The organism is Gammaproteobacteria bacterium, assembly GCA_033720895.1.
Classification (GTDB): Bacteria; Pseudomonadota; Gammaproteobacteria; order Natronospirales; family JAJUFS01; genus JAWWBS01.
Genome location: JAWWBS010000049.1, coordinates 1 through 17,292, shown reverse-complemented (window position 1 = coordinate 17,292; position 17,292 = coordinate 1). Strand labels below are relative to the sequence as shown.

General features: G+C 61.5%; 19 protein-coding genes. 10 read left to right on the top strand and 9 right to left on the bottom strand.

Annotated features, from left to right (window positions below; all coding sequences use genetic code 11):
* Together R3217_07990 and arsC are read right to left on the bottom strand one after the other, a co-directional pair.
* Positions 1-253 (bottom strand): NAD(P)H-quinone oxidoreductase (locus R3217_07990; protein ID MDX1455377.1); only part of this gene is annotated, 253 nt, incomplete at its 3' end.
* Positions 250-597, bottom strand: a complete 348-nt coding sequence (arsC, locus tag R3217_07985) for an arsenate reductase (glutaredoxin) (protein MDX1455376.1) — start codon at positions 595-597, stop codon at positions 250-252. The genes R3217_07990 and arsC, both read right to left, overlap by 4 nt.
* Before the next feature lie 318 nt (positions 598-915).
* Between arsC and R3217_07980 the strand changes: the two genes are divergently transcribed.
* Both R3217_07980 and R3217_07975 read left to right on the top strand, forming a co-directional pair.
* The gene (locus R3217_07980) at positions 916-1,515 is read left to right on the top strand and encodes a LysM peptidoglycan-binding domain-containing protein (GenBank protein ID MDX1455375.1); all 600 of its coding nucleotides are present in this window, start codon (positions 916-918) and stop codon (positions 1,513-1,515) included.
* A gap of 104 nt (positions 1,516-1,619) precedes the next feature.
* Positions 1,620-1,892, top strand: a complete 273-nt coding sequence (locus tag R3217_07975; protein ID MDX1455374.1) for an acylphosphatase — start codon at positions 1,620-1,622, stop codon at positions 1,890-1,892.
* Positions 1,893-1,900: 8 nt separating this feature from the next.
* Here the strand turns inward: R3217_07975 and R3217_07970 are convergent, their stop codons facing one another.
* Positions 1,901-2,428: a lytic transglycosylase domain-containing protein gene (locus R3217_07970; GenBank protein ID MDX1455373.1), complete on the bottom strand. Its 528-nt coding sequence runs from the start codon at positions 2,426-2,428 to the stop codon at positions 1,901-1,903.
* A 56-nt stretch (positions 2,429-2,484) separates the two neighbouring features.
* On the bottom strand, positions 2,485-4,194 hold the full coding sequence (locus tag R3217_07965) for a proline--tRNA ligase (GenBank protein ID MDX1455372.1): 1,710 nt from the start codon (positions 4,192-4,194) through the stop codon (positions 2,485-2,487).
* 157 nt (positions 4,195-4,351) lie between these two features.
* Between R3217_07965 and ilvC the strand changes: the two genes are divergently transcribed.
* The 6 genes from ilvC to R3217_07935 all read left to right on the top strand — a co-directional run bounded on the left by ilvC (position 4,352) and on the right by R3217_07935 (position 10,642).
* The gene (gene ilvC / locus R3217_07960) at positions 4,352-5,338 is read left to right on the top strand and encodes a ketol-acid reductoisomerase (GenBank protein MDX1455371.1); all 987 of its coding nucleotides are present in this window, start codon (positions 4,352-4,354) and stop codon (positions 5,336-5,338) included.
* A gap of 126 nt (positions 5,339-5,464) precedes the next feature.
* Positions 5,465-6,304, top strand: coding sequence for a CDP-diacylglycerol--serine O-phosphatidyltransferase (pssA, locus tag R3217_07955; GenBank protein MDX1455370.1), 840 nt, complete (start codon positions 5,465-5,467; stop codon positions 6,302-6,304).
* A gap of 6 nt (positions 6,305-6,310) precedes the next feature.
* Positions 6,311-7,120: a uracil-DNA glycosylase gene (locus R3217_07950; protein ID MDX1455369.1), complete on the top strand. Its 810-nt coding sequence runs from the start codon at positions 6,311-6,313 to the stop codon at positions 7,118-7,120.
* Entirely contained in the window at positions 7,120-7,638 is a 519-nt protein-coding gene (rimI, locus tag R3217_07945) for a ribosomal protein S18-alanine N-acetyltransferase (protein MDX1455368.1), read from the top strand. Before R3217_07950 ends, rimI begins: the two co-directional genes overlap by 1 nt.
* A gap of 71 nt (positions 7,639-7,709) precedes the next feature.
* Positions 7,710-9,305, top strand: coding sequence for a peptide chain release factor 3 (locus R3217_07940; GenBank protein ID MDX1455367.1), 1,596 nt, complete (start codon positions 7,710-7,712; stop codon positions 9,303-9,305).
* Positions 9,306-9,376: 71 nt separating this feature from the next.
* Positions 9,377-10,642 carry an MFS transporter gene (locus R3217_07935; GenBank protein ID MDX1455366.1) on the top strand — a complete coding sequence of 422 codons (1,266 nt, stop codon included), beginning with the start codon at positions 9,377-9,379 and terminating at the stop codon, positions 10,640-10,642.
* Position 10,643: 1 nt separating this feature from the next.
* On the opposite strand, the gene R3217_07930 is transcribed toward R3217_07935, so the two are convergent.
* Genes R3217_07930 through R3217_07920 form a run of 3 tightly spaced genes read right to left on the bottom strand, consistent with a single transcriptional unit; the run spans position 10,644 to position 14,596 of the window.
* Positions 10,644-12,629, bottom strand: coding sequence for a DUF3488 and transglutaminase-like domain-containing protein (locus tag R3217_07930; GenBank protein MDX1455365.1), 1,986 nt, complete (start codon positions 12,627-12,629; stop codon positions 10,644-10,646).
* Positions 12,626-13,609, bottom strand: a complete 984-nt coding sequence (locus R3217_07925) for a DUF58 domain-containing protein (protein MDX1455364.1) — start codon at positions 13,607-13,609, stop codon at positions 12,626-12,628. The genes R3217_07930 and R3217_07925 overlap by 4 nt, the downstream gene beginning before the upstream one ends.
* Positions 13,610-13,642: 33 nt before the next feature.
* A complete protein-coding gene (locus tag R3217_07920) occupies positions 13,643-14,596 on the bottom strand; it encodes an AAA family ATPase (GenBank protein MDX1455363.1) in 954 nt (317 codons plus the stop codon).
* A 63-nt stretch (positions 14,597-14,659) separates the two neighbouring features.
* On the opposite strand from R3217_07920, the gene R3217_07915 reads away from it, so the two are divergent.
* A complete protein-coding gene (locus R3217_07915) occupies positions 14,660-15,148 on the top strand; it encodes a DUF4440 domain-containing protein (GenBank protein ID MDX1455362.1) in 489 nt (162 codons plus the stop codon).
* Positions 15,149-15,200: 52 nt separating this feature from the next.
* Here R3217_07915 and R3217_07910 read toward each other — a convergent pair whose 3' ends face one another.
* Positions 15,201-16,136, bottom strand: coding sequence for a hypothetical protein (locus R3217_07910; GenBank protein MDX1455361.1), 936 nt, complete (start codon positions 16,134-16,136; stop codon positions 15,201-15,203).
* Positions 16,137-16,294: 158 nt separating this feature from the next.
* Between R3217_07910 and R3217_07905 the strand changes: the two genes are divergently transcribed.
* Positions 16,295-16,699, top strand: coding sequence for a VOC family protein (locus R3217_07905; protein MDX1455360.1), 405 nt, complete (start codon positions 16,295-16,297; stop codon positions 16,697-16,699).
* A 95-nt stretch (positions 16,700-16,794) separates the two neighbouring features.
* On the opposite strand, the gene R3217_07900 is transcribed toward R3217_07905, so the two are convergent.
* On the bottom strand, positions 16,795-17,292 hold a 498-nt coding region (locus R3217_07900; protein MDX1455359.1), incomplete at its 5' end, for a cytochrome b/b6 domain-containing protein.

Sequence of the window (17,292 nt, the reverse complement as noted above, 5' to 3'; positions counted from 1 at the left end):
CCGCCATGTTTCCGAAGCGCGTCGGGCTGCCGAGCGCCAGGCCGGCACATTCGCGCAGGTCGTCGTGGCTGGCATAGGGCGGCCCATCGGCAGGGATGTCGTCCTCGGTTGCTTCGGTCACGGGCGATACCGGTGGCACGGTGCGAATGCGAGCGCTGGCACCCTTGACCGAGTCGATGCCACGCGCGATCTGTTGCGCCATTTCTGCGACATGACCCGTGCGACTGTAATAAAGCACCAGGATGTCACTCATGCGAGCAGCTCCAGCACGGCTTCCGGTGGGCGGCCGATGGCTGCCTTGTCTCCGGCGATAACGATGGGTCGTTGCAGCAGCTTCGGGAATTCGGCAATGGCGGCCAGCAGTTCTTCGTCGCTGCTGTCCTTGCCGAGACCGGCTGCCTTGTATTCATCCTCGCCGCTGCGAACCATCGCGCTGACCGGCTCGTCCAGCATGCCAGCCAGTGTCTCCAGCGCAGGCCGGTCCAGGGGCTGCTTGAGGTACTCGACAATCTCGGGCTCGACGCCCCGGTCTTGCAACAAGCCCAGGGCCTGGCGGGACTTTGAGCAGCGCGGATTGTGCAAAATCGTCACTTTCATGGATGTAAAACGTCCTGTGAATGGGGAAGATGGCAGTGCAGACCGCGTTGTGGGTCGGCGGGCTGCAGGTGTCGCGACATTCTAACCAATGAGAGGCGTGCAAATATCGCCTCGCATCGGGTGCCAGAGCTGCGACACCGGTCACAACGTTACCGAAAAAACGGTGTAACATCCTTAACTTATGCTACATTCTTGAGACCTGCCTCGCTTGACAGCTTTTTCCAGCGAGGGTAGTTTCAAGTGAAGTTTCTAGAGTCTTGGCGGGTTCCCTCGGAATTCCGTCATTCAAAACAACAAGTTAGGCCCGGAGTGAGACTAATGAACAAGATTGCATTCAAGACGATTGCCATGCTGCTGCTGTCGTTCGGCATCGCAGCCGGTTGCGCCACCGCACCGGAGCAGACCGGTCCGACGCAGGCCGAACTCGAAGCGCAGCGCGCTGCTGAAGAAGCCGAGCGCCGTGCCGCCGAGAATGCTGCTTGCCTGGAGCGCGCCAACGTTCTGCTCGAAGAAGTGATGGCGTACACCGGCCTGAACAGCGATCAGCAGGGTACCCTGGACGCGGCCAAGGCTGCGATGGACAACAACGAAGGTTGCCGTGCACGTGACCTGCTGGCTGGCCTCGCTTCCGAGCTGGATGCTGCCATGATGACCTACTCGGTTGTCGCTGGTGACAGCCTGTGGGGCATTGCTGGCAAGAGCGAAGTCTACGGCAACAGCTACCAGTGGCCGCTGATCTACAAGACCAACAGCGACAAGATTTCGGACGCTGACCTGATCTACCCGGGCCAGGAGTTCGACATCGACAAGAACCCGACTGCAGGTGCTGTCGACGCCGCCGTGAACCACGCCAAGACCCGTGGTGCATGGACCATCGGCGAGACGGAAGCTTCCGACGAGGCTTACCTGTCGAACTGATCACAGTTCCGGTGATTGAAGAAAGAGGGCTCTCCGAGCCCTCTTTTTTTTGTGCCCGCTTTGGCGTATCAAGAAATCATTGAAGCAATGAATGGAGCAGTTCCATGTCGGTATGCAAGCGGTGTTTCGTGGACGGACGCGTGCAGGGCGTGTTCTACCGTGCCTCGACTGCAGAGAAGGCGGCGAAGTGGAACGTCACGGGTTACGCACACAACCTTGATGACGGTCGCGTGGAGGTGCTGGCCTGCGGTCGCGAGGAAGATGTCGACATGCTGGTCGAGTGGTTGCACCACGGGCCGAAGTTCGCGCGAGTGAAATCGGTAGAGATTCACGATGCCGATGATGCGCCACCGGCTTCATTCAGCACCACTGGTTGAACTGAAAGCTAGCGGCGATACCAGCGTTCCGACAAGGCGCTGAAGACCTTGTCCGGGTATTTGCGACGGCCGGTGCTGCCGTTGTAGCGCGCCAGTCCCTTGCGGTAATCACCGTTTTCCATGTCGATGTAGTACTTCAGGATGATCACGCCCATGCGGACGTTGGTTTCCATGTCGAACAGGTTGTCTTCGGGGTGGCCGATCTCGTCCAGCCAGAAAGGCATGACCTGCATCAGCCCCTGCGCCCCCGCGTAGGAAATTGCGAACCGATCGAATGCGCTTTCCACCTCGATGACCGCCAGTACCAGCTCGGGCGGCAGGCCGGCACGCGTGGCCTCGCGATGCACCAGGCGGAGTATGGTGAGGCGTTCCTCGTGATCCTTCACGTACTTGTAAAGGCGATGCGACATGTCGGTCATCCAGACCTCGGCATCGAAGCGATCTTCGAACGACTCGGCGTTCTCGATGGCGGACTTCAACAGCTTGCCCAGCTCCGGATCGCGTTCCTGCGGTCCGGCCAGCAAATGCGACGACATGCCGGCAAGCGTAGCGGCCAGCAGGAATCGACAGCAGTTGAGAGCCGGCACGCGCATCAGCGCCCCAGTCTTGCCTTCAGCTGGTTCGCGATCTCACCCACGGCGACATCGGTCGGCTTTTCATCGGTGCGATGCTTGTACTCGACCTGGTCGTTGGCAAGACCACGGTCACCGATGACAACGCGATGCGGGATGCCGGTCAGTTCCATGTCAGCGAACATCACACCTGGACGCGCCTTGCGATCGTCCAGCAGCACATCGATGCCGTCGGCCTGCAATTCGGCGTAAAGCTTTTCGGCCGCTTCGCGGACGGCATCGGACTTCTGCATGTTCATCGGCACGATTGCCACTTCGAAGGGTGCGATCGCATCCGGCCAGATGATGCCGGCATCGTCATGGTTCTGCTCGATCGCGGCAGCAACCACGCGGGTCACGCCGATGCCATAACAGCCCATGGTCAGGACCTGTTCCTTGCCGCCTTCATCGAGCACGCGCGCATTCATCGCTTCGCTGTACTTGCGACCCAGCTGGAAGATGTGACCGACTTCGATGCCGCGTGCGATCTTCAGCGTTCCCTTGCCATCCGGGCTCGGGTCGCCTTCGACCACGTTGCGCAGGTCGGCGGTAGCGGTGATCTTCGCATCACGGTCCCAGTTGACGTTCTTCAAGTGGAAGTCGTCTTCATTGGCGCCGGTCACGAAATCCGCGAGCACGGCAGCGGCATGGTCGACAATGATCGGGCAGTCCAGTCCGACCGGTCCGCAGGATCCCGGGGCAGCGCCCGTCAACTCCTTGATCGCCTCGGCGGAAGCAAACACCAGCGGGCTGGCGACGCCCTCGATCTTGGCGGCTTTTACTTCGTTAAGCGTGTGATCGCCACGCAGCACCAGCGCGACGGTGTCGTCGTTCTCGCCCTCGACAAAAAGAATCTTGATCGAGCGATCGGCGGGTACGCCAGCGGACTCTGCCAGCGCGTCGATGGTGCGCAGTCCGGGGGTTGCAAACTTTTCCATGTCGGCGCCCGGGGCAGGTCGTTCCGTCTTCGGTGCGATCGCTTCGGCCAGTTCGGTATTCGCGGCGTAATCGCTGTCGGTCGAGAACGCGATCGCGTCTTCACCGGAATCGGCCAGCACGTGGAATTCGTGAGAAAAACTGCCGCCGATCGCGCCGGTGTCGGCGCGCACGGGACGGAATTCCAGGCCGATACGTTCGAAAATGCGCGAGTAGGCCGCGTGCATGGCGTGATAGGTCTGGTCCAGCGAGTCGTCGTCGAGATGGAAAGAGTAGGCGTCCTTCATGGTGAACTCGCGACCACGCATCACGCCGAAGCGCGGGCGGATCTCGTCGCGGAACTTGGTCTGGATCTGGTAGAGCGTCAGCGGCAGCTGCTTGTAGCTGTGAATCTCGCGACGGATGATGTCGGTGACGACTTCCTCCGCGGTCGGCGCGTAGCAGAACTCGCGGTTGTGGCGGTCCTTGAGGCGCAGCAACTCCGGGCCGTACTCGTCCCAGCGGCCCGATTCTTCCCACAGCTCGGCCGCCTGTACCGTCGGCATCAGGATTTCCACCGCACCGGCACGATCCATCTCCTCGCGGACGATGTTCTCGACCTTGCGCAGCACCCGCACGCCCAGTGGCATCCAGGTGTACAAGCCGGCGGCCTGGCGGCGAATCATGCCCGCGCGCAGCATGAGCTGGTGGCTGACGATCTCGGCGTCGGCCGGGGTTTCCTTGGTGGTGGCGAGCGGGAACTGGGAGGTGCGCATGTAGCTTCCTGATTATGTTGATGATTTATTCCAAGGCGGATTGTATGCGCTGGCCGCCAGCCAGTACAGGTCGGAGCTGCGGTTTCGATCCGCCATGGGCAGGGCAGGTCCCTGATTTGCTTGAAAAGCGCGAGCGGCGGACGTACTTTGCCGAGCTATGACAACCCTCTACATGAACGATCTCGATGCCAGCGGGCTGGCCGGCAAGCGGATTGCCGTGCTCGGCTATGGCGCCCAGGGCCGCGCCCAGGCGCAGAACCTCAAGGACAGCGGCCATGATGTCTGCGTCGGCCTGCGGTCGGAATCGTCGCGGCGCGAGCAAGCCGTGGCGGATGGCCTGGAGGTATTGCCGCCGGCGGATGCGGCCAGGGATGCAGATGTCATCGTCATGCTGGTGCCGGATACGGTGCAGCCCGAAGTTTACGCCGAGCTGGAGATATCGATACAGCAGGGCGCCTGCCTGGTATTTGCACATGGTTATTCCCTGCATTTCGGCAAGCTCCGGCCGCGGGAGGACCTGGATGTGGTGCTGGTCGCGCCGATGGGTATCGGCGAGCAGGTTCGCGAGGTCTACCTCAAGGGTGCCGGCGTGCCGGCGCTGCTGGCGGTGGCGCAGGACGGCACGAGCCAGGCGCGGGCCATTGCCGAAGGCTATGCCCTTGCCAATGGCCATGGCCACGCGGGCGTCATTGAAACGACGGTCGCCGAGGAAACCGAAACCGACCTGTTTGCCGAGCAGGCCGTGCTCTGCGGTGGCATGAATCATCTCGTCAGCATGGCGTTCGAGACCCTGGTCGAGGCGGGTTACCAGCCGGAAGTGGCATATTTCTGCTGCCTGCACGAAGTCAGCTTCATCGCCCGGATGGTGCAACGCCGGGGCATTGCCGGCATGCGCGAATCGATATCGCCGGTCGCCGAGTTCGGCGACTATATCGCCGGCCCGAGGGTCATCAATGACAGCAGTCGCCAGGCAATGCGCGATTTGCTGGCGGAAATTCGCGATGGTCGCTTCCTCGCCACCCTGGATGCGGAGCTCGAGACCGGCGCGCCGGTCATCAAGGCTGGCCGTGCCGAGGCGCGCGAGGCCTTGCTGGACGAGGTCGGCGAGCGCCTCAGGAGCCGCATGGCCTTTCTCAAGCGCTGACACGCCGGCGTCCTGCCCCCTGGCAGCCCGTTCCTGACAGAATCGGGCCAACATGGCATCATCACACCTTGAATATGAGAGAGCAGCAGGCCGCATCCCGCGGCCTGTCGCGTGGAGGAACCAGCAGTGAGCAGCAAGTCCAAGACGCCAGAAACCGAACAGCCGGTCAAGAAGCGGCGCCGCGGTATCTACCTGCTTCCCAACCTGTTCACCACGGCCGCCTTGTTCTGCGGTTTCTATGCCATCGTGGCATCGATGAGCGATCGCTTCGAAGAAGCGGGCATCGCCATCTTCGTGGCCATGGTGCTGGACGGCCTTGATGGTCGTGTCGCCAGGCTGACCAACACCCAGAGCGATTTCGGCAAGGAATACGATTCGCTGTCGGACATGTTGTCCTTTGGCGTGGCACCGGCATTGGTCATGTACCAGTGGGGTTTCGAAGGACTGGCGGATTACGGCTGGCTGTGGGCCAAGCTGGGTTGGATCGGTGCCTTTTTCTTCACCGGTTGCGCGGCGCTCAGGCTGGCACGTTTCAATGTTCGTGTCGGCGTGGTCGACAAGCGCTTTTTCCAGGGCCTGCCCAGCCCGATGGCGGCGGCCGTGGTGGCCGGTGCGGTCTGGGTCGGAGCGCGCCTCGGCATCGAGGGTGGCATGCTGGCGATCCCGGCGTTCTTCCTGACCGTGACTGCCGGTGCACTGATGGTCAGCAACATCAGCTATTACAGCTTCAAGGATTTCAGCCTCACGCGCCGCGTGCGTTTCACGACGATTCTTCCCATCCTGCTGATCTTTGTCGCGATAGCGACCAATCCGCCGGGGGTGTTGTTTGTCATGGCGCTCACATTCACCGCCAGCGGTCCGATCATTTCACTCATTCGCTGGCGTCGCCGTCGCCTGCAACGGGCAGATGATGTCCCGGGCAGCGAGGCGGCCGATGACGAAACCGAAGATTCCGACGCAAGCTGAGTATCGATGAGCAAGCGTGCTGCCATTCTAGATCGCCTCGGCATCCAGCAGTGGGTGTTGCGCGGCCATGAACCGGCGGCAGTCGAGGCACCGGCAGCGCCAGGAGATGCTGCCGCGCCCGCGCCAACTCGTCCGGTGTCGACGGCTGCCAACGAAATGAAGGCCTTGCTGGAATACGAACAGCCGCAGGTGTCCGCGCCGACGACGGAGCCGCATCCGGACGTTGCCCGGCAGGGCGTCGAGGTGCAGGCGAGCGACTGGTCCGAATTGCGCGCCGAGGTAGCCGGCTGCACGGCCTGCGAACTGCACAAGACCCGTACGCAAACCGTCTTTGGTGTCGGCAACGAGCAAGCCGACTGGATGATCATAGGTGAAGCGCCCGGTGCCGAAGAGGACAAGCGCGGCGAGCCTTTCGTGGGCACAGCAGGACAGTTGCTGGACCTGATACTCGAAAGCATCGACCAGCCGCGCAGCAAGAGCTTCATTGCGAACATCCTGAAATGCCGACCACCCAGCAATCGTGATCCGCACCAGGACGAGGCTGCGGCTTGCAGCGGGTTCCTGGACAAGCAGATCGAGTGGGTGCAGCCGAAAGTCATTCTCTGCGTCGGCCGCGTGTCGGCGCAGACGCTGCTGTCCAGCAGCGAGTCGACTGCCAGGCTCCGGGGCAAGGTGCATCGCCATCCCGCGACCGGCATCCCGGTCGTGGTGACCTATCATCCGGCCTACCTCCTCAGGCGGCCGATCGAGAAGCGCAAGGTCTGGGAAGACCTGAAACTTGCCAGGCGGGTGGCCGCCGGCGAGGTCACTGCCTGATGAGTGCCCAGCTCGACGCCGTGCCGATGTTCCGGCCGATGCGCGAGGAAGATCTCGACCACGTCATGCTGACCGAGTCCCGGGCCTATAACAGTCCCTGGACCCGCGGTATTTTCCGCGACTGTCTCCGGGCCAGCTACAGCTGCTGGGTGATGGAAGTCGAAGGCGGCATCCGCGGCCACGGCGTCCTGTCGGTGGCCGTGGGCGAGACCCATATTCTCAATGTCTGCATCGACCCGGAGCTGCAAGGCCAGGGTTACGGGCGGCAGCTGTTGCTGCACCTGCTGGAGCTGTCCACGGATTACGGTGCCAGGATGGCGCTGCTGGAAGTGCGACCTTCCAACCAGGCGGCCGTCCGGCTTTATGAATCGGTCGGCTTCAGCGAGGTCGGCCGCCGCAAGGACTACTACCCGGGCGGGCCGAATGGCGGGCCCGGCCGCGAGGACGCGCTGGTCATGGCGCTGGGCCTGGGCGAGCCGGATGCAGAACAGCCCGGGCTGGGGCCCGAACTGGACTGAGTTCAGCAGCAGCGGCCGTGTTCCGCTACAATGCCGCCTCATTTCGAGCAGCAATTCCGGCGATTTCCTTCATGCACGAGAAACAGATCCAGCGCCGTCGCACCTTTGCGATCATCTCCCACCCTGATGCGGGCAAGACCACGCTGACCGAGAAGCTCCTGCTCTTCGGTGGTGCGATCCAGCTCGCCGGCACGGTGAAGGGCCGCAAGGCGGCACGCCATGCCACGTCGGACTGGATGAAGCTGGAGCAGCAGCGCGGCATTTCCATCACCTCGTCGGTGATGCAGTTCCCGTTCCAGGATCACATCGTCAACCTGCTCGATACCCCGGGCCATGAAGATTTTTCCGAGGATACCTATCGCACGCTGACGGCAGTGGACTCGGCGCTGATGGTGATCGACTGTGCCAAGGGCGTCGAGGAGCGCACCATCAAGCTGATGGATGTCTGTCGCCTGCGCGACACGCCGATCTTCACCTTCATCAACAAGCTCGACCGCGAAGGCCGCGAGCCGACCGAATTGCTGGATGAAGTCGAGGACGTGCTGAAGATCCGCTGCGCACCCATCACCTGGCCCATCGGCATGGGCAAGCAGCTGCGCGGCATCTACCACCTGGTGGAAGATCGCATCTACATCTACGAAGAGTCCCGCAAGGAAGGCAAGAAAGGCCGCCTCGGCGAGACGCGCATCATCGAGGGCCTGGACAGCGACGAGGCGAAGGAATTCCTCGGCAACGATCATGCGGACTATTGCGATGAAATCGAACTGGTACGCGGCGCATCGAACGAATTCGATCTCGATGCCTACCTCAAGGGCGAGCTGACGCCGGTATTCTTCGGTTCCGCAATTGCCAACTTCGGCGTGCGTGAATTGCTGGAGTCCTTCGTGCAGCATGCGCCGGCGCCACAGCCGCGCGCGACCACGACACGCGAGGTCACGCCGGACGAAGACAAGCTCACCGGCTTCGTGTTCAAGATCCAGGCCAACATGGATCCGCAGCATCGTGACCGCATTGCGTTCATGCGGATATGCTCGGGCGAATTCCGCAAGGGCATGAAGATCAAGAGCTCGCGACTGGGCAAGGACCTGAAGATCGCCGATGCGCTGACCTTCATGGCTTCGGATCGCGAATCCGCCGAGACGGCTTACGCTGGCGACATCATCGGCCTGCACAATCACGGCACCATCAATATCGGTGACACCTTCACGCAGGGCGAGGACATGGTCTTCACCGGCATTCCGAGCTTTGCGCCGGAGCTTTTCCGGCGCGCCGTGCTGAAGGATCCGCTGCGCATGAAGCAGCTGCAAAAGGGCTTGCAGCAGCTTTGCGAAGAGGGTGCCACGCAGCTGTTCAAGCCCATGCGCAACAACGACATGATTCTCGGTGCGGTCGGCATCCTGCAGTTCGACGTGGTCGCCCATCGCCTGAAGGAAGAATACGGCGTCGAAGCGATTTTCGAGACCGTGCAGGTGAACACCGCGCGTTGGATCCATTGCGATGACGACAAGATGCTGGCCGAGTTCAAGCGCAAGGCCGAAGACAACCTCGCGCTCGATCATGGCGACCAGCTGGTCTACATCGCACCGACGCGCGTCAACCTGCAGCTGGCGCAGGAAAAGTGGCCGGACATCGAGTTCCGCGCCACCCGCGAACTGATTGCAGAGTAGGGCCGCTTGCGGCATTCACCCCTTGCTGAGGTAGACTCGCGCCTAGCGATACCACAGCAAAGGGGATAACGATGTCTGTCAAAGGTGCCCTGCAGGGCCGGTCCGTCTGGTCCTGGACCTTCTACGACTGGGCGAACTCCGCATTCGCCACGACCGTCATGGCGGGCTTCTTTCCGATTTTCCTCAAGCAGTACTGGTCGGGCGATGCCGACCCTTCAACCAGCACTTTCTACCTCGGTGTGGGCAATGCCATCGCCGGCATCATTGTTGCCGCCATCGCTCCGATTCTCGGTGCGATTGCCGATCGCGGCGGGGCGCGCAAGAAATTCCTGCTGTTCTTTACCGTGCTGGGCGTGCTGATGACGGCCGGGCTGTATTTCGTCGCGCAGGGCGACTGGCAGATGGCGGTGGCGCTGTACGTGCTCGGCACGGTCGGCTTCACGGCCGGCATCGTGTTCTACGATGCGCTGATCGTCGATGTGGCGAAGCCGGAACATTCCGACTTCGTGTCCGGTGTGGGTTATGCCGCCGGCTACCTCGGTGGTGGCCTGCTGTTTGCGATCAATGTCTGGATGACCTTGCAGCCTGCGACCTTCGGCCTTGCAGATGCCGCCGAAGCCGTGCGCATTTCCTTCCTGATGGTGGCTGCCTGGTGGGCGATCTTTTCGATCCCGGTGTTCCTGTTCGTCAAGGAACGCGAGCCCGAGGTGCAGGTCGGTTTCGCCCGGGCGATACGCACCGGCTGGAAGCAGTTCATCGGCACGTTTCACGAGATTCGCGCCCTGAAGCCGATCTTCCTGTTCCTGATCGCATACTGGTTCTATATCGATGGCGTGAACACCGTGATCAAGATGGCGGTGGACTATGGCCTGTCGCTCGGCTTCGAGTCATCCGACCTGATTGTCGCCTTGCTGCTGACGCAGTTCGTCGGCTTCCCGGCGGCGGTCGCATTCGGCTGGCTGGGTACGAAGATCGGTACCAAGCGCGGCATCTATCTTGCGATTGCCGTGTACGTGTTCGTGACCTTCTGGGCCTATTTCCTGGATACCGTGGCCGAGTTCTTCGCCATGGCGGTACTGATCGGCCTTGTGCAGGGTGGCATCCAGTCGCTGAGCCGTTCGTATTACTCGCGCCTGATTCCACCTGACAAGTCCGGCGAGTTCTTCGGGTTTTACGGCATGCTGGGCAAGTTTGCGACCATCATCGGTCCCTTGCTGATGGGCTGGGTCGGCGTGCTGACCGGCAGTCCACGCATGGCGATCATGTCCATTGTGGTGCTGTTCGTGATCGGTGGCTGGCTGCTGACGCTGGTCGAGGAAGAAGCCGTTCCGAACTAGTTCAGTCGGCGGTGCCGCGCGTGATCTGGCGGGCAAGCTGGCGGAGCTGGTGCACGTCTTCGTTGTCGGTTCCGGTATAGCGCAATGTCAGCAACTGGTTCATGAAACGACGCAATTCCGTTGCCACTTCGGGGTGCTGCTGTTCCATGCGCAGGAAGAAGTCCCGCGGCCCTTCGTGCCCCGGTGCATCAGGGTCGAGTCGCCGACGCAGTCGCAGGTAGACGCGCTGCGGCAGGTCGGTCGCTGGCGGTCTTGCCTGCCACGCCAGCAGTGCCGCCAGCAGCAGCCCACCCAGTGCCAGCAGGCCGAACAACCACAGGGCGAGCTTGGTCCAGTCGGGATTTTCCATGCCCAGTGCCTGCATCAGGTTCTGCTGCATTTCCGGGCCATAACCTAGGAAGAACTCGTTCCACAGGCCGTTCAGTGCTTCCCAGCTGATCTCGAGCTCCGTCAGGAAATCACCAGCGAAACGCTGGCCTAGATGTCCCGGCAGGTTCTCTTCTCCCGCCAGCGCCGCATTGATGCCGAACTCGATACGATCGGGTGCCACTGCGGCCGTCGGATCGACCCTCGTCCAGCCCTGGTCCTCGTACCAGACTTCCACCCAGGCATGGGCATCGGATTGCTTGATGATCAGGAAGCCGGACAGTTCGTTGAGCTCGCCGCCCTGGTAGCCGGTAACGACCCGGGAGGGAATGCCCGCCACCCGCATCATGAAGGTAAAGGCGCTGGCGTAATGCTCGCAGAAGCCCTCGCGCGTCTCGAACAGGAACTGGTCGATGGGGTCGCGGTCAAGCCGTTCAGGTTGCAAGGTGTAGTAAAACGGCTCGTTGGAAAAGAAGTTCAGTGCGCGCGAGACGATCTCCCGGTTCGTCAATCCCTCCGCTTTCCATGTCGCGATCATTTCGCGCGTCCGGGCATTGCCGGTATCCGGCAGCTGCAGACCCCAGCGTTCTTCCAGCGAGCTCAGCTCCGGGCTCATGACGTAGTCGAGGTAGGAAGTCATGCGGTATTGCTGGCGTTGCGACAGGGGCCGGCGCGAGGTGAGTGTGAAATCGCGGGTCAGGACAGCGGTGCGCGGATATTCCGCGGCCATCGGCAAGGCGAACAACCAGCCCTGGTTGGTCGGTTCCTGCATGACCGTGTAGCGGACCGGATCACCACGCAGTTCGAAATTGTCATTCGACTGGATGGTGGCAAAGCCACGCCACCAGCTCTGGCCATTGAACAGGTGAAGGGTCGGTCCGCGCCAGTAACGGTTCCATGGTAGCGGAATGTCTTCCTGGTTTTCGAAGCGTACCCGGAAGGCAATGTCTTCCGAGAGCACCAGGTTGCTGATCGAGCCCGGGGTCATGCGGTCGTCCAGGCCCGAAATGCCATCGCCACCGGCCGAGGGCACGCCCCACAGCGGTCCCGGGATGCGGGGGAACAGCAGGAACAACAGGATGGCAAAGGGGATGGCCTGCAGGGACAGCCGGCCCGCGCGCTTCAGCACTTTGCGGCCGCGCGCGTCGTCCTTGTTGTGGCCCAGCACCAGCAACGCGGCGGTCAGGAACAGCAGCGAAGGTGTCTGCATGACCACGTGCGGGATTTCCTGCGAATACAGGAAGCTCGCGAAAATGATGAAGTAGCCCAGCACCACGACCATCAGCGCATCACGAACCCTGCGCACCTCGGTGAGTTTCAGGACCACCATGATCGAGAGCAAGGCCATGCCGGGCTCGGGACCGTTGATGTTGCCGTAGAGACCGAGGATCGCGACAAAGGCGGTCAAGGCCAGCAACACGCGCATCCAGGCCGGCGGCATCGCATGGCTGCGGTTCAATGCGAACCAGCGCCACGCCAGGGTGGCATACAGGGCTGCCGTCAGCAGCGGATTGAAAATGAACCAGTGCGGGACGAACAGCAGGCCAAGCGCCAGCAAGGTCAGCTTCAAGGGCTGGTGGCCCGGCGGGGTGTCGAGCTCCTGCAGCAGTACCGTCTTCATCGTGCCGGCCTCGCGGTCGGCAGGCGAAACAGGGCCAGTGCCTTCAGGCAGCGATCCCGGTGGGTCTGTCCCTGGCCCATGGCAATCTGTTCATCCGGGAGGGCGAGGGCGTAGCGCTCACCGGCTTTTTCGGCATCGACAATCCAGCGCGTCAGCACCGACAGGCGGTACTCGAGATCGGCCGAGTCCAGCGCGTCGAAGTCGAAGTCCCGCGACACGGCATTGCCGCCCTTGAACTCCTTCACCAGCAGGTCGTTCTGGAGCCGCGCCGACGCTTTCCAGGCGACGTGCCTCGGTGCATCGCCCTGGCGGTAATCCCGCAAGCCTGAAAAATCACCCTGGCCACCATCGAACTCCTGGCTCTCGCCTTCTTCCGCAGCACGCAGTGGTGGCCTGGGCGGATTGTCGGCCGGCCTGGGGTAGACCAGCACCGGGTGCGACATGTAGACCCAGGCCCAGGCCTTGAACAGCCCGAAGGGCCAGGTGGTGTGGATGCCGATGCGCTCGGCGGCCAGCCAGCCGCGCTGCCTGGCCGGCATGGCATATTGCAAGGTGGCGCGTTCACCGGCCGGGATGTCGACACGACTCATGGGTTCGCGAGCAAGCGTCAGGGTAATGCCATCACGCGGCAGGCTGGAACGATTCTCCGCGATGACATCGAAATGCGCATCGGAACCGACGAACACCGGCTCGGCCTTGCCGCGACGCAGGACCAGGTTCTCCAGGTTGCGATGCGTGTTGTGCATCGCGACCACGCCCAGCGCGCCGAGGAAAAAGGTCATCGCGAAGCCCATGCTGTTGGAGTAGTTCATCGAACCCAGCAGCATCAGGAACACGACCAGCCCGAACAGCAGGCCCTGGCGTGTCGGCAGGATGTAAATGCGTCGCCGGGCGAGGGTCGTCTCGACCGGGTCGTCGCCCTGGCGACGCCGTGCCCAGCGGATCGCCTTGGACTCGACGTAGTCCCGGATGCCGTTCATTGTGCGTGTGAAAGGATTCACCACGATGAGGCCTTAAGGAATGGCCACCGCTTCGAGGATTTCCTGCGCCATGGATTCGCGGCGACGGCCGGGCTCGGCATCGCGTTCGCGCAGGCGATGGTTCACCACGCCAGCGAACACGGCTTGCACGTCTTCAGGAATGACCGCGGTGCGCCCATCCAGCATGGCCCAGGCCTGCGCGGCTCTCCTGAGTGCCAATGCCGCGCGCGGCGACAGGCCGCTGACGAGATCCGGCAGCTCGCGGCTGTAACGCACCAGCGCCTGGATGTAATCCAGCAGCGGTCCGGCCGTCACCACCGAATCCAGCTTGGCCTGCAGTTTCAGCAGGCGCTCGCCGTCCATCACCGGCTCGATGTCGCGCACCATGTCACGGCGATCGCGGCCTTCCAGCAGCTCGCGCTCGGCGGCTTCGGCCGGGTAGCCCATGGTGATGCGCAGCAGGAAACGGTCGAGCTGCGATTCCGGCAGCGGGAAGGTGCCGATCTGGGTCTGCGGGTTCTGTGTGGCAATGACGAAGAACGGCGAGGGGAGCGGGCGGGTCACGCCTTCGGCCGTCACCTGGCGTTCTTCCATCGCTTCCAGCAGCGCGCTTTGTGTTTTCGGCGTGGCGCGATTCACTTCGTCGGCCAGGATCATCTGCGAAAAAATCGGTCCCGCCTGGAAATCGAAATTGCCTGTTTCGCGGCGGAAGATGGCCGCACCGAGGATGTCGGCGGGCAGCAGGTCGGAGGTGAACTGGATGCGCTGGAAATCCAGTCCCAGCGCGCGCGCCATCGCGTGCGCCAGCGTGGTCTTGCCGACACCGGGAATGTCCTCGATCAACAGGTGGCCGCCAGCGAGCACGCAGCTCATTGCCAGCTTCACTTCCTGCTGCTTGCCGAGAATGATGCTGTTGACCGACTCGATGGCCTTGTGCAGCTCGTTCACGCCGGCGCGGGTGTCGCTATCCAGGGTCAGGGCATTCATTTCCATGGCTCTCCGTGTAATCCTTGCCGCTGTGCTTCAACACTCGATCCGGGGAAAAACAAAATGGGGATCAAGCAAGCAATCGGGGTTCTGGCTGTCCTTGGTGTGACGTTGCTGGCGGGCTGTGGTTCCCCGGCGGATCTCTCGGCGCAGGCCGCGGAGGAAATCCTCGCGGCCGATCATCATTTCGCCGAGCTGTCCCGCAAGGGCGGTACCGCCACGGCCTTCCGCCGCTACCTCGCCTATGACGCCATCATGCTGCCTGATGGGGGCGACGTGCTCAAGCACAAGGGCATCGCGACCTGGCTGGACGGCGTGGATTACCGGCTCGACTGGCAGCCCCAGGCCGCAGGCGCCGCGGCCTCCGGGGATTACGGCCATTCCTGGGGCTACTGGCAGGCCCGCGGCATCTCGCTGGATGGCGAGCCCTACGTGCTGGAAGGCAAGTACCTGAACGTCTGGCGCAGGAACGAGGACGGCGAGTGGAAGGTGCTGGTCGACCTGGGGAACAAGGGACCGTACCGGGAGACATTGCGAGCAGGTACTGAATGAAAAAAGGCCGTCTTTCGACGGCCTTCTGCTTTCCGAATGCAGCGGCCCGGGATCATTCCGTTTTCGTTAACAGTTGTTGAAATGAGTCACGCAACAGAAATGCATGTATCAGTCCATGGTCTTCGGGATCCCTTGCAGTTGGAACAACGCCAAGGAACGCAATGTCGGATGAGTTGCTGATGCTATTCGCGACCCTGTCCGCTAAGCCAAACAGGTTGGTTTCGGGAAGCGGGTAGAAGCTCAGTTGGCACGCAAAGCGGGAGCATCGGACTGTCAATCGGCTTTCGTCAAGTGCATCCGTTAAATTGAGGGGCTCCAACAGGCCGAGAACTACCGTTTCAGCCGTCTCGTCGGTCGGTGGGTGATTCACGGCACCTTCCAGGAAGCGAAGCTCGGACAGATGACTGTTCTTGTGGAGTGCAGCCAGGAACCTGTGTATGTCATTTTCAGGTGAAGTCGGAGAAGCAGGGGCTGCGACTGAAAGGGAGGCGGCCATCAGAAGGCCTGTCTTCTGTAATGTGTTCATATGGTTTCCTTCAAATTTTCCTTCTGATGCGATCAGGCAATCTGTCATTACAATGCAGCTTCCTCCTGATCCACTGCTGGATGTTCCGCCGCCCGAGGATGAGCCTGATCCAGATGAATCGCCTTCAGGCGGAGAGCTTCCGCCGCCGGGCCCACCAGCCGGTGCGATTATTTCGTCGTACCAGTCGTTGAAATCAAGTGGGGTTGGGTAGACATTTCCATCGATAAAGCTCCCGTCGGCGTCATCGAAGAACGAGTCTTGGTGAACGAAACCGTTCTCGTCGAGCATCGCTCCGACCAGATCTGTGCCGCCTGAGCTGTTGTAGACCCAGTTCCAGTAGGGGAAGAGGCCGATTTCGAACGCCCAGGCATTGAATTCTTCGATTGCGACAATCGCGAGAGCAGGCACCGACAAGGCTAGTAGCAGCAATGAAGGTAAGAATCGTGTATTCCGTAGTCGCATGAAGCAGCCTCCTTTGTGGGAAAGGAGGAACTATCTTTTTATTTGATGTTTGAATGTATTTCGGAAAACCTTGGGTAGGTCGTCGAGGATGCTGAAATACGCCGGAAAGTAGACTGAGATCTATAGAAATCAGATACCGATTAAACGGAGAAAGCGCGATGGCCAAGGTAACCGGAATCGGCGGCGTGTTTTTCAACAGCCGCAAGGACAACAAGGCGCTGGCGGCGTGGTACCGCGATCATCTCGGCTTTGATCTCAAGGAGTGGGGCGGGGCGATACTCAACTGGCAGGAAGACAAGGCGAACGACGGTGGCATGACGGTCTGGCATGTGGCAGACAAGGACAGCGAGTGGTTCAGTCCCAGCGAGTCCAGTTTCATGATCAATTACCGCGTGGACGATCTCGATGAACTGCTGGCCGACCTGGAGAAAGCGAATGTCGAGATCGTCGCCGGGCCGGAGTCGCACGAGAACGGCAAGTTCGCCTGGATCATAGATCCGGAAGGCAACAAGGTCGAGCTGTGGGAGCCCATGAAATGGGACGAGGCAAACAAGGAAGTCTGATGACTAATCGCCAAGCTGTGGACTGTTTCAGGATGATTCTCGGCTGAATCGCTTGTTGGTCAGGCGCGGCCCCGCAAAAGCGGGGCCGTTTTGCTTTAATGCTTTTGGCCTGCTTCTTCTTCAGGAGCCTGCGCCATGTTCTGGGTTGTCCCACGTGACGCAGTGATCCAGTGGAACACTGCGCCGGCGATGTGAAGCAGCAGCATCGCGATGATCAGCTCTTCAAGGATTTCGTGGGCATCTTCAAGCCAGTGGTTCCAGTCTGGTAGCGGCTGGTCGAAGATGGCTGGAATCTCGAACATCCCGAAGAAGGGCAGGGTCTGCGCCATGCCGGTTTCCCAGTTCTTGTCCGTCCAGCGAGCAAACAGCCCGACCATCGCCTGCGCGCTGATCAAGGCAAGCAGCAACACCGGGCCGGCGAGGGCCGCGATTCTCAGCAGCTTGTTCCGCAGGCCAGAATCCTTCCAGCCCTCGGCCACCCGCCAGGCGATCCTGGCTGGTAGGACGAGGCACAGCAGCACACCGGTACTGATGTGCAGTTGCTTGATCGAGACATACAGCGACTGGTCGTCGAAGGTGATGGTCCATTCCAT

What these genes read in the sequence shown, in the direction of transcription:
- R3217_07905 (MDX1455360.1), top strand. Translation starts at nt 16,295, where the DNA reads ATGGCCAAGGTAACCGGAATCGGCGGCGTGTTTTTCAACAGCCGCAAG.
- ilvC (MDX1455371.1), top strand. Translation starts at nt 4,352, where the DNA reads ATGACAACCCTCTACATGAACGATCTCGATGCCAGCGGGCTGGCCGGC.
- R3217_07980 (MDX1455375.1), top strand. Translation starts at nt 916, where the DNA reads ATGAACAAGATTGCATTCAAGACGATTGCCATGCTGCTGCTGTCGTTC.
- R3217_07910 (MDX1455361.1), bottom strand. Translation starts at nt 16,136, where the DNA reads ATGCGACTACGGAATACACGATTCTTACCTTCATTGCTGCTACTAGCC.
- R3217_07970 (MDX1455373.1), bottom strand. Translation starts at nt 2,428, where the DNA reads ATGTCGTCGCATTTGCTGGCCGGACCGCAGGAACGCGATCCGGAGCTG.
- rimI (MDX1455368.1), top strand. Translation starts at nt 7,120, where the DNA reads ATGAGTGCCCAGCTCGACGCCGTGCCGATGTTCCGGCCGATGCGCGAG.
- R3217_07975 (MDX1455374.1), top strand. Translation starts at nt 1,620, where the DNA reads ATGTCGGTATGCAAGCGGTGTTTCGTGGACGGACGCGTGCAGGGCGTG.
- R3217_07935 (MDX1455366.1), top strand. Translation starts at nt 9,377, where the DNA reads ATGTCTGTCAAAGGTGCCCTGCAGGGCCGGTCCGTCTGGTCCTGGACC.
- R3217_07940 (MDX1455367.1), top strand. Translation starts at nt 7,710, where the DNA reads ATGCACGAGAAACAGATCCAGCGCCGTCGCACCTTTGCGATCATCTCC.
- R3217_07915 (MDX1455362.1), top strand. Translation starts at nt 14,660, where the DNA reads ATGGGGATCAAGCAAGCAATCGGGGTTCTGGCTGTCCTTGGTGTGACG.
- R3217_07925 (MDX1455364.1), bottom strand. Translation starts at nt 13,609, where the DNA reads ATGAACGGCATCCGGGACTACGTCGAGTCCAAGGCGATCCGCTGGGCA.
- arsC (MDX1455376.1), bottom strand. Translation starts at nt 597, where the DNA reads ATGAAAGTGACGATTTTGCACAATCCGCGCTGCTCAAAGTCCCGCCAG.
- R3217_07950 (MDX1455369.1), top strand. Translation starts at nt 6,311, where the DNA reads ATGAGCAAGCGTGCTGCCATTCTAGATCGCCTCGGCATCCAGCAGTGG.
- R3217_07930 (MDX1455365.1), bottom strand. Translation starts at nt 12,629, where the DNA reads ATGAAGACGGTACTGCTGCAGGAGCTCGACACCCCGCCGGGCCACCAG.
- R3217_07920 (MDX1455363.1), bottom strand. Translation starts at nt 14,596, where the DNA reads ATGAATGCCCTGACCCTGGATAGCGACACCCGCGCCGGCGTGAACGAG.
- R3217_07965 (MDX1455372.1), bottom strand. Translation starts at nt 4,194, where the DNA reads ATGCGCACCTCCCAGTTCCCGCTCGCCACCACCAAGGAAACCCCGGCC.